This is a genomic window from Salinivibrio sp. PR6 (assembly GCF_001995955.1).
GTDB classification, from domain to species: domain Bacteria; phylum Pseudomonadota; class Gammaproteobacteria; order Enterobacterales; family Vibrionaceae; genus Salinivibrio; species Salinivibrio siamensis.
In genome coordinates this window covers 161,038-175,026 of sequence record NZ_MUFA01000004.1, presented here as the reverse complement: position 1 = coordinate 175,026, position 13,989 = coordinate 161,038, and the positions used below count along the sequence as shown (strand labels likewise).

General features: G+C 52.8%; 11 protein-coding genes. 2 read left to right on the top strand and 9 right to left on the bottom strand.

Translation table 11 applies throughout. The features are described 5' to 3' along the window. Positions 1-120: 120 nt before the first annotated feature. The 5 genes from BZG72_RS04460 to hinT are packed head-to-tail and all read right to left on the bottom strand — an operon-like array spanning position 121 to position 3,277. Positions 121-984, bottom strand: a complete 864-nt coding sequence (locus tag BZG72_RS04460) for a DUF6279 family lipoprotein (RefSeq protein ID WP_131828024.1) — start codon at positions 982-984, stop codon at positions 121-123. Continuing rightward, entirely contained in the window at positions 985-1,848 is an 864-nt protein-coding gene (locus BZG72_RS04455; protein WP_241832519.1) for a phosphotransferase, read from the bottom strand. Continuing rightward, positions 1,841-2,461, bottom strand: a complete 621-nt coding sequence (locus BZG72_RS04450) for a hypothetical protein (RefSeq protein WP_077666183.1) — start codon at positions 2,459-2,461, stop codon at positions 1,841-1,843. Before BZG72_RS04450 ends, BZG72_RS04455 begins: the two co-directional genes overlap by 8 nt. Before the next feature lie 59 nt (positions 2,462-2,520). Beyond that, positions 2,521-2,898 (bottom strand): DUF1425 domain-containing protein, encoded by a 378-nt coding sequence (locus BZG72_RS04445; protein WP_077639079.1) that lies wholly within the window; start codon positions 2,896-2,898, stop codon positions 2,521-2,523. Between the two features lie 28 nt (positions 2,899-2,926). Continuing rightward, on the bottom strand, positions 2,927-3,277 hold the full coding sequence (hinT, locus tag BZG72_RS04440; RefSeq protein ID WP_046073123.1) for a purine nucleoside phosphoramidase: 351 nt from the start codon (positions 3,275-3,277) through the stop codon (positions 2,927-2,929). Between the two features lie 203 nt (positions 3,278-3,480). Here hinT and BZG72_RS04435 point away from each other — a divergent pair, with 203 nt between their 5' ends. Further along, the gene (locus BZG72_RS04435) at positions 3,481-4,836 is read left to right on the top strand and encodes a dihydroorotase (RefSeq protein WP_077666182.1); all 1,356 of its coding nucleotides are present in this window, start codon (positions 3,481-3,483) and stop codon (positions 4,834-4,836) included. A 540-nt stretch (positions 4,837-5,376) separates the two neighbouring features. Continuing rightward, positions 5,377-7,008, top strand: coding sequence for an ABC transporter ATP-binding protein (locus BZG72_RS04430; RefSeq protein ID WP_077666181.1), 1,632 nt, complete (start codon positions 5,377-5,379; stop codon positions 7,006-7,008). A gap of 796 nt (positions 7,009-7,804) precedes the next feature. Here the strand turns inward: BZG72_RS04430 and BZG72_RS04425 are convergent. From BZG72_RS04425 to BZG72_RS04410, 4 genes are all read right to left on the bottom strand, one after another. Continuing rightward, positions 7,805-10,021: a TonB-dependent receptor gene (locus tag BZG72_RS04425; RefSeq protein ID WP_077666180.1), complete on the bottom strand. Its 2,217-nt coding sequence runs from the start codon at positions 10,019-10,021 to the stop codon at positions 7,805-7,807. Between the two features lie 165 nt (positions 10,022-10,186). Beyond that, the gene (fhuB, locus tag BZG72_RS04420; protein WP_077666179.1) at positions 10,187-12,160 is read right to left on the bottom strand and encodes a Fe(3+)-hydroxamate ABC transporter permease FhuB; all 1,974 of its coding nucleotides are present in this window, start codon (positions 12,158-12,160) and stop codon (positions 10,187-10,189) included. Next, positions 12,157-13,086, bottom strand: coding sequence for an iron-siderophore ABC transporter substrate-binding protein (locus BZG72_RS04415; RefSeq protein ID WP_077666178.1), 930 nt, complete (start codon positions 13,084-13,086; stop codon positions 12,157-12,159). Before BZG72_RS04415 ends, fhuB begins: the two co-directional genes overlap by 4 nt. Continuing rightward, on the bottom strand, positions 13,077-13,862 hold the full coding sequence (locus BZG72_RS04410) for an ABC transporter ATP-binding protein (protein ID WP_077666177.1): 786 nt from the start codon (positions 13,860-13,862) through the stop codon (positions 13,077-13,079). The genes BZG72_RS04415 and BZG72_RS04410 overlap by 10 nt, the downstream gene beginning before the upstream one ends. Positions 13,863-13,989 lie beyond the last annotated feature (127 nt).

Sequence of the window (13,989 nt, the reverse complement as noted above, 5' to 3'; positions counted from 1 at the left end):
CAGAAAAATGAGCAAGATCACCCTAGAAATAATCAGGGTATTTGACCCGCCACGATGTCACACCTCGTCCCGATAATAAGATAACGCGCCCCCTCCAGCAGACATTGCGCTAGGCAAGGCTCAACGGCTCATGTCACTAAGGCGCGTTTGCCACTCATTAAGACTTTCCACTAAGCGGTTGCGTTGTTCGTCATCCAGGCTGCGATCCAGGCGCAGCAGCCAATCCAGCCGCCGAGAACGATAGATTGCCATTTCGGTTTCCGTATCTGGCCCGGCTCGCCACGCCACCACATCATTCACCCATTGCGACAACGCCGCTTCGGTATCAATCGATTGTCTGTTATTGATAATGTTAAACAGGCGGCTGACTAACCGCTCACGTACTTGACGGAATGTCGGCATCGCCGCTTGTTGGTATTGCGCCATTTCGGTGAAGAGCGGCTGCTGATCGCGGTCGGTATCACCCACCCACTCTTCGGTATCTTCTTCCAAGTCATCCCGTTGATAGGCAAATTGCTCGTCCTCAGAACGCTTAGCGCGGCGCTGGGTGGCTTGTTCAATTTCCTCTTCCATCCACTGCGTCAGTGCTTGCGCTTGCTCATCGTCAAAACTATCAAGTAAACGTGCGGTGGCGGGCACAAAAGCCTGTAATGTCGCGCGAATTCTCTCTTTCACCGCGTCTTGATGCGCGCGTAATTGCGCCATGGTTTGCCGTTCGGTACTTTGTGTGGCGATCAGTCCTAAGCGCTCAGCAATCGCCGGTAATTCGTGTGTGCGGTGCCATTGTTGAATCTTGTCGAGGTCGGCTTTGACTTGGCGGGACTGTTCGGGGCGCAAATTGACAATATCGTCAATGTAGTAATGAATCCAAAACGGCAAGGTGTTATAGGCCAGCTCTGTGGTACAGCCTACCAGCAAAAGCAAACAGCCAACTACCCACCCTGTTCGACAACCTTGTTTGACCATCCCTTCCTCCGTGTTCAATTAGCCTCGCCTTTGTGCCGCCAGCTGTTCAAAAAGCTGATTAGCCGCCTCTTTATAGGCCGGTAGCCGATACAAGTTCGCACCTACCTCATACCAGCATAGCGCCAAATAGTCGGCAAACGGCAACCACGCCAACACGCGCCTGCGCACCGCCTCCGTCGCTTTTATCTGTTGCTGCGCACAATAGGTTTCAATCACCGCATCAGGCTGTAGGACATTGGCACGACAAAACAGCGCAATATCAAGGTGCGCATCGGCCGTACGTGCATATTCCCAATCAAGCACGACAGCGCCACGATGGGGCGTCATCACAACGTTGTAAGCGCCCAGATCCATGTGACACAGCACCGGAATATCGCCCTCTTCGGCAGGCCGCTGCGCGATTGCCCAGGCTTTAATATCCGCTAGACGATGCACGCTCGCGGCTGATAGCTGCCGCTCGTAATGCTGGCATTGTGCATCAACCGAGGCAGTTTCAATTTCAACCGGTAATTGGTGTATACGAACCAACAGGTCGATTAAGATCGCTGTGTGATCATCGTTACATTGATCAAGCGGCTGACCTGGCACCCAGGGCACCAGTAAGCCTTCGGCCAACAGCGCAATCGGCTGAGGTGCCAACCCATGATTGGCAGCCAAGGATTGTGCGTTTGCTTCGCGCGCCCGATCGATGTCAAACGCCCTGACGGCTTGGCTATTAGGACGCCATACACTCTGTCCACCTTGTGAATCGGTAACGCGCCAACAACGGTTGGTCAAACCGGCGGCCAGTGGCTCAGTGTGGATTATCTCTGTCGGCTTGGCGTAAAAGCGGCTCAGTGCCGTGTTAATTGGCGCGTCGAGTGCCGGAGACCAATCATTCACTGACAAACGTCTCAACCCCTTGCCACGCAATCACACCAGAGTGTAAGTCCATCAGTTGCAGGCGCAGATGATAGGGGCTCCCCGCTGTTATTTTGCCACTCAGCTGGTACTCAGCCCCCAGCATTCGACCATATTGAACAATGGTAGACGGGTCGACCAATGCTTGATTTTGCGCAAGCCCAAGTGACTGACGCACCGCTTGCACTCTCGCCTCAGGCACTGGCGTAATGCGGCCAGCAGTGACTAACTCCGCTTTAAGCTGCTCGGAATAAGTTTGTGTCGGAAAGTAGTGGTTACTCAGGTTTTGAATGGGCTGCACCAGGGTGACGGGTGACGATTGCAACGGCTGGCTGTCAAGTAGTCCACTTACCGCCGCGTGCATTGCCTGATCTAAGCTCGGATGAGGCCGACGAGAGGGAGTCGTTGTCGATGGGCTCTGCGCACCCGGTTGATAAACCGGTTGTGTGCGTGGCGCACAGCCAACCACGGTCAGTAAGAAAAACGCCATGAGCAGAGTGATAAGTAGTGAACGCTGTCGCAGTGAAGGCTGTCGCAGTGAATACTGTCGCCCCGCCGACGGCATGGGTAAAGAAGCAAAGCGGACAAGTGCCATTGTTATTTCCTCAAGGATAAGTATGAGCCTGGCTGTTGATCTCGACGTAAGGAGGCACGCTAGTGGACAATCACCATGCGGTACTGGGTCGCGCTCGCGGTCGGCACCCGAGTATTAATACGTTTAGAGGCCTTCGCAGGCAACGAAATACGCTGCCACTCAGACGGCGAGGCCTCCACTTGCAGCCCTTGTTTGTCGTACCAATAAAAGCGGTAACGCATCCACTGGGAGTGCTGGCTACGATTAATAAGCGTTAAACAGGTTTGTTGAATGGTCTTCGCACCGGCACACGCCCGCCGTTTAACGTCGAGTACCTGCGCCAGTGTATTATCCGAATACACCACAGATTGTCCTGGCGTGATCGAAAGAGATGGCTTGCCGGTGGCACATCCAGCCAACAGGCTCAGGGTTGCCAGTAAACACAACCATTTACCCATACTCTTACCCTCTTAACGCTTGTCTCGACTAGCCAACCACCATTGGCCCCAACGCCCGGCCACCCACTAGATGCATGTGAATGTGGTAAACCTCTTGCCCACCATGCTGATTACAATTCATGATCAAGCGGTAACCGTCTTCGGCAATCCCTTCGTCAGCGGCTAATTTTTTCGCCACCGTAATCATACGTCCCAGCGCAAGCTCATCATCGGTATCCACATCGTTAGTGGTCGGAATCAACTTATTGGGCACGACTAAGATATGCACAGGGGCACGCGGGTTGATATCGCGAAAGGCGGTCACGAGTTCATCCTGATACAAAACATCCGCGGGGATTTCTTTACGAATGATTTTGCTAAAAATTGTTTCTTCCGCCATGGTTCACTCCCTTTTATTGTTGTTTACCGCGCCAAGTATGCGGCAGCCCTACTTGAAGGGCAATACGCTGACGGTGCTAATGTACAACAATTGCGTCAACATCCGGTTAAAACTTGGTTAATCTCCCYAAACAATCAGGGGCTGAATCAAGTAATCGATTGCGTTACCATAGCGACAATGCCTTGACATGTAAGGATCACAGCATGACCACCCTATTATTTAAGAATGTCTCCGTTGTCAACGAAGGACAAGTTGTTGAAACGGACGTCCTCATTGAGCATGGCCGAATCAGCCAAATCGCCCAAGATATCAGCGCGCCCGCCGCGGCCGATTGCCGCGTGATTGATGCCACTGGCAAGCACCTTCTTCCAGGGATGATTGACGACCAAGTGCACTTTCGTGAACCCGGTTTTCCGAAGAAAGGCACCATCGCCACCGAATCCAAAGCGGCGGTCGCGGGAGGCATTACCACCTATATGGAAATGCCTAACGTCAACCCACCCACCACGACACTAGACGCGCTGGAAGAAAAATACCAACGCGCCGCGCAATCCAGCCATGCTAACTATGCATTTTACCTCGGCGCGACCAACGACAATATTGACGAAATTCGTCGTTTAGACCCCAATAGCGCCTGCGGGGTAAAAGTGTTTATGGGCGCCTCCACCGGCAATATGCTGGTGAATGATCCAGAGACACTCAACGCCATTTTCGCTGATTGTCCCACGCTCATCGCCACCCACTGCGAAGACACTCCCATGATCAGCGAACTCGAGAGCATCTATCGCGAGAAATATGGTGAAGATGTGCCGATTGATGCCCACGCGCACATTCGCTCTAAAGAAGCGTGCCTTAAATCATCCCAGTTGGCGGTTAACCTCGCTAAAAAGCACGGCACCCGTTTGCATGTGCTGCACTTGACCACCGAAGATGAACTGTATCAGTTTGAGCCAGCCAAAACGCTCGAAGCCCTGCAGCAAAAGCAGATCACTGCTGAAGCCTGTGTCCATCACCTGTTTTTCAACCGAGATGATTACGCGACAAAAGGCACGTTGATCAAATGTAACCCAGCGATCAAAGAAGCTCACCATCAGCAGGCACTGATTCAAGCGGTCAAAGACGGCGTGATTGATGTGATTGCCACCGATCATGCCCCCCATACGTTTGAAGAAAAGCAAAACAGCTACTTCAACGCGCCGGCTGGCCTGCCACTTGTGCAACATGCGTTACAAGTGGCCTTAGAGTTTTATCATCGTGGTATCTTCGATTTGCCTTTGGTGGTGCAAAAAGTGGCACACGCCCCTGCAGTTCGCTATCAGGTGAAAGATCGTGGCTTTATCCGTGAAGGGTATTGGGCCGATTTAGTGCTGGTGGATCTCAACCAAACCCAGACGGTTGGTCAAGATAACCTCTTCTACCAATGCCAATGGTCACCGTTTGACGGCCACACTTTCGGCTCTAGCATTGATATGACTATCGTCAATGGCCAAATTGCCTTTGAGCACGGTCAACACAGCGACGAACGCTATTCAACGCGCCTTGAGTTCGACCGTCAGTAAGTCATTGCATAGGCGCGCGACTATGTGTCGCGCGCACAAGACAGATATTTCACTGTATAACGCGTCAACAAGGGTGTTTTTGTCTGACAGGTCAAACTCTGGCATCACAAACCTTGCGCACAATAACGATTTGCTTTTATATCCGAATCGTATATTGTGTGGGTGATATATGGATATTCACGCTGCTTGGTTTCAACACCGGATGATGTTGAAAAGCTGTGTTCGCAAGGAGAGGTAACCTTAAGCGTCTTTCGGTTATCGCGACACTCGTATCCTACCTCTTCCACTGGCGCAAGCTGTTCATCATGCCTGTTTTGGCCTTTGATGAAACGCTCCAGCTGGCTGATATCCGCATCAGGGCGTGCATTGTGGCTCCGGCCAACAATGACCAACCCAACACGAATGACGGGCGTTTGCGCATAAATCGCAGGCGACCATCCAAATCATCGAGTATCTGCCGTGCCAACGATACTGAGCGCATTCAGCGTCTATGGCTATCGGTGAACTCGTGACGTCGAATAATCAACCAGTGAGGTGATGATGTCTTCATCTGCTTCTAAGCCACTTCTCAGTGTCGAAAACCTGAGTGTGTCATTTACGACCAACGACGGCATGGTCGATGCCGTTAAAAATGTTAGTTTTGACATCATGCCCGGTGAAACCGTGGCAATCGTTGGTGAATCAGGGTCAGGAAAATCGGTTTCTAGTAGCGCCGTGATGGGGCTGCTCCCCAATAACGCATTAGTTAAGCCGGCCTCTAAAGTGACCTTTAATGACACCAATGTCTTGACGCTGTCCACCAAGCAAATTCAGAAGATGCGCGGCGATCGTGTCGCCATGATCTTCCAAGAGCCGATGACTTCGCTTAACCCTTACATGCGTGTTGGCGAGCAGTTAACCGAAGCGATTCAATGTCACCATCGCACCACAGCTGATAAGGCAAAACAGCGCATCATCGACTTGTTAAACCTGGTTCACTTGCCTAACCCTACCAGCGCGCTAGAGAAGTATCCGCACGAGTTTTCTGGCGGTCAGCTTCAGCGCATCATGATTGCCATGGCACTGGTTAACGAACCGGATTTGTTGATTGCCGACGAGCCAACCACCGCCCTTGACGTCACGGTGCAAGCGGAAGTGCTTAATCTGATTGGCGAGCTCCAGCAAAAAATGGGCATGGCCATCATGTTTATCTCGCACGACCTCGGCGTGGTGAAACACCTGGCCGATCGTGTGGTGGTCATGTGCAAGGGTGAAGTGGTCGAGACCAACGACACCCAAGCCCTGTTCGAAAATCCACAAAAAGATTACACCAAGATGCTGATCGACGCCGTGCCGCGTGGCCGCAAAGAAGCTCCGCAGGACGATGCAGAAAACTTGCTGACCGTGGATAACGTCACCATCAAGTACTTCTTGGGGGCAGACTTCTTTGGTGGCAACAAACGCTATTTCGAGGCGGTCAGTGATATCAGCTTATCACTGCGACGCGGTGAGACATTGGGCATTGTCGGTGAGTCTGGCTCAGGGAAATCAACCCTAGGCCGCGCCATTATGCGCCTGTTACCCGTCGCTGAAGGTCGCGTTTGTTTTAAAGGCCAAGATATTCACGGGATCAAAAACAGCGAGAACAAAGCGCTTTGCCGCGATATGCAGATGGTGTTCCAAGACCCATTTGGCTCTTTGTCGCCACGCATGACAGTCGGTGAAATTGTTGCCGAAGGCTTGCGCACGCATTTCCCCGAGTTGAGCAAAAAAGAGCGTCTCGAGCGGGTGAAAGATGCACTGTATGAGGTACGTCTAGATACCTCAGCGATCAACCGTTATCCGCACGAGTTCTCCGGCGGTCAGCGTCAGCGTATCGCGATAGCCCGAGCACTGATTTTGAACCCTGCGTTTATCTTGCTGGATGAGCCAACGTCGGCACTGGACCGCTCCGTACAGCTGACGGTCATCGACTTGCTGAAAGATATCCAAAAACGCCATAACATCGGTTACCTGTTTATCAGCCACGATTTGAGTGTGGTTCGTGCCCTCTCCGATCGCGTGATGGTGATGCAAAAAGGGAAAGTCATGGAAGCCGGTACCCCAGAGGAAATCTTCCATCACCCACAAAACGAGTACACGCGTAACCTGATTGCTGCCTCGTTCGACCTTGCAGAAGAGGAAGTGGCCTAGCCCACGCAGTGATGCCCAAACGGGCAACATTGTTAAACATCGGGTAGGGTGAGGCGTTGCCGCCGCCTCCCCTGCTCACATGACCTTATATCCGGGCATCGTATAAGACTCATACACACTTCCATTCAGCATGAATACTAAACAAACACATTCCCTAGTTAAGTTATGCGCTGTGTGCGAACCGGCTCGGAACACCTCGATAGACAATCGATTTGGTTACTATCAAAAAATATCTTTTTATCAAAGAGTTAAAGGGCACTTTCTCCTTTCGCAGCACTTATTTGCTTTTGGCTAAACAGTGCTCCATCAGATGCTATGCTGATGGTCGCCTCGGTTTTCTCATCCACACCATTACTGGCTTTCTTAGGCCGAGCTTTCATTACTACTACGGATTCACCGAGACGTCGGACCGCTGCCACCTCAAATCAACGCCCACCTAAAGTTACCTCTTGGTGCCCGATTCCCGTATTCCTCTGGATCAGTGCTAGGATTACCCAGTTACTGCACTGATTCCTTGTCAGAGGCGCCATCCTCAATCTCTTGATAAGTCTGACTGAGTACTAGGCTTCGAGTTATTTCGCACGCTTACTCAACTATCAAACCGAGAGGTTCACTTGCGTTGTGTGCCTCTAACTTCCTATCGCTTCCTTCAGACCTTGCCGTTGGCCAGCAACACCCTTGCGAGTCGGATTATCTTCCGCTCAGTCGGGGCGTTCAGGTTGAAAGAACCCCACCTAAAAAGGCGGGGTTCGTCCACGATCTAACACCTGCCGAAGTTGTTTTTTGTTTTGCTAAATCAGAAATCGTAGCTGGCTGAGAGGACGACCGTACGCGGTGAGCCCTGCACCAGGTAATTGCTGCCTGGGTAACCACCAGCAGATGCCCAATAATTTTTATCGGTAACGTTGTCAATTCGGGCGCGCAGAGTCAGCGCGTTATCGCCGACTTTCATACCGTAGCGGGCACCCAGATCAAAGCGAGTCCAGGAAGGCAGTTCGAGTGAGTTATCCGAGCTGGCATATTGATAACCGGTATAGACAGTGCGACCTTCCAAGATCAGGCCTTCCACAAATGGAGTCTCCCACTCCAGGTTCAAGTTAGCCTGAACTTTCGGCACACCGATCGCATTCTTGCCTTCTGCATCAATATTGGAACTTTTCACAATGTCAGCATCAATTAGAGTAACACCACCCAGTACTTTCACTTGTTCAATCGGTTCACCAAACGCCGACAGCTCGATACCACGATGACGCTGCTCACCGTTGTCGGTATAGTTATTGTTGCTGTCGTACATGTACGTCGGCTTACTGATTTCGAACAGGCTGACCACGGCGCCGTAGCTGCCTGTATCGTACTTGGCACCTACTTCATACTGCTCTGATCGATTTGGTTTCAGTACATCACCTTTGTTCGCCACTGTAACACCATTATTGGACTCAGGTGCAACTTCACCTGGCAGCAAGGCTTCAGCATAGTTCGCGTACAGAGAGACATCCAGCGTTGGCTGATACACCACACCTAGCGACGGCGTCAGAGTAGTTTTACTGTAGCCGCCAGTTCGATCACCGGTATTGTAATCAAAGCTCTTGGTTTCCAATCTTTGCAGACGCGCGCCCAGCATCAGTTTAACCTGGTCATCGAACAGCGATAGCGTATCTGCCAAAGCCGCACTGCTGTATGTCACTCGCTCTGTTTCAGTCGGATCGCTCATATTACCGGCGCTTGATGTGACGACAGGAATACTGATCTGATCATAGTCGGTCAGAGTTCCAACACTAACGCCGGACCAGTCAGACATCTCGTACGCGTTTTTCGAACGTGACTGATAAAGAGAGCCGGACACAACAACAGTATGTCCAATGCTGCCGGTTGAGAATTCGTGCCTTACCCCGCTGTCTGCTGACATCACGGTATCTTCACGCACGTTATCAAACAGATAAGTGGTCAGATTACCATTACCGTCAGCGGTTGGGTTGGCCAGCAGGTTATGCTCTTTACCGCGGCGCATACCCGCCGCCACCCAGGCAGTCGTCTGGATGCTGAAGTCGTATTCTGCCCGTACCACACCAAACAACTGCTTCTCATCGGTATAGGTCCAGTCCTGAGCATAATTGGTATCACTGCTTGGCAGGGATGGGATTGCGCTGCCCGGCGTCACACTCGGGCGTGGTGAGCCAATATGATGATCCTGATAGCCGACATCCGCCGACATGCGGAAGTTGTCGCCCAGGTGATCAAAGCCTAGGCTCAGCACGCCAAGCTGGGTATCCTGATCATCGACCGCATCATCGCCGTCACGGGCAACCAGGTTAACACGTAGCCCACTTTCTTGGTTATCACCAAAACGGCGACCCAGATCCAGCGCGCCATAGCTCTGGCCATCGGACTGAGTTCCGACCGTGACGTGTGTTAGCGGTTCACTACCGGCGCGTTTCGGTATCAGGTTAATAGAGCCGCCAATTGCACTGCCACCCGGCGCCGCACCATTCACAAAAGTGTTGGCACCACGGAACACTTCAACCCGTTCAAGCATTGATGCCGCTACATATTGACGAGGCAGAATGCCGTACACACCGTTCAGAGTCATGTCGTCGGAATAAACCGGGAAACCGCGAATCATGTAAAGTTCTTGGAAGTTGCCAAAGCCGACCGACTGACGTACCGCCGGGTCATTTTTCAGCACATCACCGACGCTCTTCGCCTGCTGATCGGCGATCAATTGGGACGTGTAGCTAATGGAGGAAAACGGAGTATCCATGAAATCCTGGTTACCGAGAATACCAAATCGGCCCGAACGAGAAACTTGTCCACCTTGGTACTCACCACCCAGGTCTACTTGCGAACCGACAATGGTGACCACTTCGTCGGGGTGTATGCCCTCGTAAGAAGTAGCGGTTTGGTTAAGGCGAGTATCCTCAACGACTGTGTCATCTGCTAGTGCATAGCTGGCTTGTCCTGTGGTTAACGCGACAATCACGCCAAGTCCGACCGGAGACAGACGGAACAACTTCATAAATACCCCTGCTTTACTTATAAAATAATCAATAACAATTTATAAATAGTATTACGACTGAGAACGATTTGCAACATCAACAAAGAGGATGAGCATTGAGGAAATAGCAATAAAGTCAGATACTTATGTAGTGCCCCAATTTAATGCACGGTCATGCATAACGGATTAGCGGCGGAACAGGCGGTTGAACACCAGCAAAACAAGGAAATAGAGTGCACCGAGAATAGCGACCAAAGTACCCGCGGCAATTTGGTTCGGATACAGCACAACCTGACCCAGCCAATCGGACCATAACATAGTGGTAGCACCAATAAGGCTGGCAAGAAGCAACTGTGATTTGGCCTGCTGGGCACCCAGCATGCGTGCCAAATGCGGTGCAATCAGACCGACAAATGATATCGGTCCCATGGTGGCGGTCACTACCGCACACAAAATCGCTACCAGCACCAGCAGGCTGAACGAGGTCAGTGAACTGCTCAATCCGCGCGCCTGGGCGAAAGAACGGCTGATGGAGATCAGCGTCAGCGCGCGACTACTCATTAAACTCAGCCCCAGCATAGCCCCCACCAGCGCGACCAGTAACAATGCCTGCTCTGCGGTCACCCGGTACGTTGATCCGGCCAGCCACTGCAGAATTTTGTAGCTGTCTTGGTTGCCTTTAGCGAGACAAAACTGCACGAATGCCTGTAGCAGTGCAGTCATGGCAATACCGGTCAGAATCACGCTCGATGGCGCAAACTGTTGCTTGCGCCCGAGCGCAATCAGCACCAGCAACACCGCAAGACTGCCCAGCAACGCGGTGCCCCACTGGGTGGATTGCAGCGACTGTCCCAGAAACAGGCTGGAGAAGACCAACGCAAACGTGGCGCCGGACGACACGCCAAGAATATCCGGGCTGGCGAGCGGGTTGTAAATCAGACGCTGCAGAATGGTACCGGCCAGAGCGAGGCCGATTCCGGTAAACAGGGCGGTCAGCAAACGCGGCCAGCGCAGTGCCCACTGGAACTCATTCGGCCAGGCCAAAGCCAGGCCAGCCTGTTGTGATTGATAGCCGATATATAGCGCAACGCCAAGCAGTAGTAGAACACCAATTGAAACCGTCAGCGGCACGGAAATACGCGGCCGCGAACCGGGTAAGGCCACAGCCATGCCGTCCTGAGCTTTGAGCTGACGACGGCTGAACCAGATCAGCGCGGGCGCGCCAATCGCCGCTGCGGTCACGCCGCTCGGTACCACCTGACCGGCCCACACACTGAGCCATTGCGCCAGCACATCGGTCGCTAACAGCAGCAGCGCACCGAACACCAGGCTGGCAACCAGTTCGATACGCGGCGTGCGGGCGCCCAGAGCACGAACAATATTGGGGGTCAACAGGCCGATAAAGCCAATCAGGCCGACCACGGTAATCGATGCCGACACCAACCAGATACCGAACATCATCAACAGGAAGAAAGCAGGAATGACCGGCAAACCCCGCGCCTGAGCCCCCTGATGGCCAAGGCGCAACAGGGTCAGAATACGCGGTGCAATCAGCAGCAGTATCAGCAGAGGAGTGAGTCGCGGCAGCAGCCATGCAATCTGGTCCCAGCCGTTCTGCGCTAAGTCACCGGCGCCCCACATAAACACATTCTGAGCATAATCCTGATGCAGCAGAATGATCGCCGCAGCAATTGCTCCGAGCAGAATATTGATCACCATGCCTGATATCACCATCGGCAGACCGGTCATATTATCCAGCCCGGCGATCAGCACAATCAGGCCGAACGCCAGCAGCGCGCCACCCATCGCCGCCAGTGCACTGTAATCGGCAATCGCCTGCGGCCACCAAATATTGAGCACGATCAGAGCCAGCCATGCACCGGAGGAGGTTCCCATGGTCAGCGGTGAAGTCAGTGAATTCTGGGTCAGTTGCTGCATCAGGCTGCCGACCACCCCCAGTACCGCTCCCACCAGCAGAGTGATCACCAGGCGGGGAAACTGAGCATAAGCAAAATTGAAATCATCAAACGACTGCGCCAGATGCGGGTCGCCAATCAGGCGCCATTGTGTCCCTAAATCCAGAGTCTGATTCAACTGAAGACTGGACAGCGCCGCCAACACCAGCAGCACGCTTACCGGGATCAGGTGTCTCCAGGTCATGATTTAGGTTCCATCTCCAGCAAGCTAGCAGTGATCGCCTCAGCCGCATACTGCAGCGACATTGCACCACCATAAGTCCACACCGAGTCCACCGAGTTCACTCGGTGAGTGCGTACAAACGGCAGCGCTTTCCACAGGGCCGATTTTTTGAGTTTTTTCTCTTCATTAAACGGCTCGATATACAACACATACCCCTGCTGAATCACCCGCAAGTCGGTAATCGGTTTACGTACTATGCCCCACTGTGCCGCCGGTTCAACCATCACCTGCTTCATGCCCAATTGGCGCAGCACATAGTCAATCATCGAATCTTCGGTATAGATAAAAGTCGATTTGGTGTCGGCAAAACGCATCACCAGTACCTGAGGCAGAGAGCCGCCAAAGTGCGCTTTGAGCTTAGCGCTCAACTGACTAAAGCGTTGCTGCATCCGGGTCAGCTTTTGTTCCGCCAGCGCCTGCTTGTCAAACAGCTGCGCCAGCTGGCGAAATTGCTCAATCGCGACTACGGCTTGATCGTCACCTTTAGTGAAGTTTGTATACAAAAGCACCGGTGCAATCTGCTCCAGACGCGACTTAAGATCACGCTGAGTGGCGCTGATTAAGATGATATCCGGCTTAAGCGCCGCAATCTTCTCCAGGTTCGGCTCACCACGGGTACCGACATTCTGCGCGGTAGCCGGAATTGCCGGCTTGACCACCCAGTCGCGATACGCATCCGCATCGGTAACCGCTACCGGAGTCACGCCGAGCTCCATCACCTGCTCAAGCAGGTTCCAGTCGAGCACAGCCGCTCGTTTCGGCACAGCAGGCAATGTATGCTGCCCGACTGAATCGGACACCTGAAATTCGGCCCAGGCAGAAGAAAGACAGCTGATCACCAGCCCAAACAGGACAAAAGATGATTTTATTCTCGATATCAGGCGCATACAACGGCGACCTTATTAGTAGCCGCCTGCTCGGCAGCATTCGGGTGATCAATCAGGCGAATCGGTGTTTGGTACAGTTCAGATAAACGCTGCTCATCAGCCAGGCTGGCTGCCGAGCCGTCAAAGGCGATACGCCCTTGTCTGAGGGCAACAATATGACTGGCATAGCGCAGCGCGAGGTTAAGATCATGCAGAATGACGATGATGCCGCACCCCTGTTGTTGATTCAGTTCCGCCAGCAGGGCCATCAGTTGATACTGATGCTGCACGTCGAGCGCAGAAGTCGGTTCATCAAGGATCAGCACCGGCGACTCCTGAGCCAGCAGCATCGCCACCCAGGCACGCTGGCGTTCACCGCCGGACAATTCATCCACATAGCTGTCGGCAAAGGCACTGACGCCGGTTTTTTCCATCGCCGCCGCCATAATATCGCTGTCCTGCTGACGCCAGAATCCCAATGCACCGCGCCATGGAAAACGTCCCATGCGTACCAGTTCGCGCACCGTCAGACCAGCACTGGCCGGCAATTTCTGCGGCAGAAAAGCGACCTTTTTGGCCAGAGCTTTACTGCCCAGCGAAGCCAGAGGCACATCATCAAGCTGCACCGTTCCGGTGTCAGGCACCTGCTGTCCGGACAGTAAACTGACCAGAGTGGATTTACCTGAACCGTTATGGCCCAGCACGACAGTCAGCGCATTCGTGGGGATGTCCAGCTGCTCAATCGCAAGAATCGTGCGACCGCCGCGAACCATCTCCACACCAGATAGGGTGAACATTGGGTTACCTCCCGGCTCTCGCATACATACCAAAGATTATTGAGAACCATTTTAATTATCATTACTATACCACTTCTACCATTTTACTGATTATTCACTCAATGAAAAGTCAGTAACCCCATTCCTA

What these genes read in the sequence shown, in the direction of transcription:
- BZG72_RS04425 (WP_077666180.1), bottom strand. Translation starts at nt 10,021, where the DNA reads ATGAAGTTGTTCCGTCTGTCTCCGGTCGGACTTGGCGTGATTGTCGCG.
- BZG72_RS04430 (WP_077666181.1), top strand. Translation starts at nt 5,377, where the DNA reads ATGTCTTCATCTGCTTCTAAGCCACTTCTCAGTGTCGAAAACCTGAGT.
- BZG72_RS04435 (WP_077666182.1), top strand. Translation starts at nt 3,481, where the DNA reads ATGACCACCCTATTATTTAAGAATGTCTCCGTTGTCAACGAAGGACAA.
- BZG72_RS04450 (WP_077666183.1), bottom strand. Translation starts at nt 2,461, where the DNA reads ATGGCACTTGTCCGCTTTGCTTCTTTACCCATGCCGTCGGCGGGGCGA.
- BZG72_RS04410 (WP_077666177.1), bottom strand. Translation starts at nt 13,862, where the DNA reads ATGTTCACCCTATCTGGTGTGGAGATGGTTCGCGGCGGTCGCACGATT.
- fhuB (WP_077666179.1), bottom strand. Translation starts at nt 12,160, where the DNA reads ATGACCTGGAGACACCTGATCCCGGTAAGCGTGCTGCTGGTGTTGGCG.
- hinT (WP_046073123.1), bottom strand. Translation starts at nt 3,277, where the DNA reads ATGGCGGAAGAAACAATTTTTAGCAAAATCATTCGTAAAGAAATCCCC.
- BZG72_RS04445 (WP_077639079.1), bottom strand. Translation starts at nt 2,898, where the DNA reads ATGGGTAAATGGTTGTGTTTACTGGCAACCCTGAGCCTGTTGGCTGGA.
- BZG72_RS04415 (WP_077666178.1), bottom strand. Translation starts at nt 13,086, where the DNA reads ATGCGCCTGATATCGAGAATAAAATCATCTTTTGTCCTGTTTGGGCTG.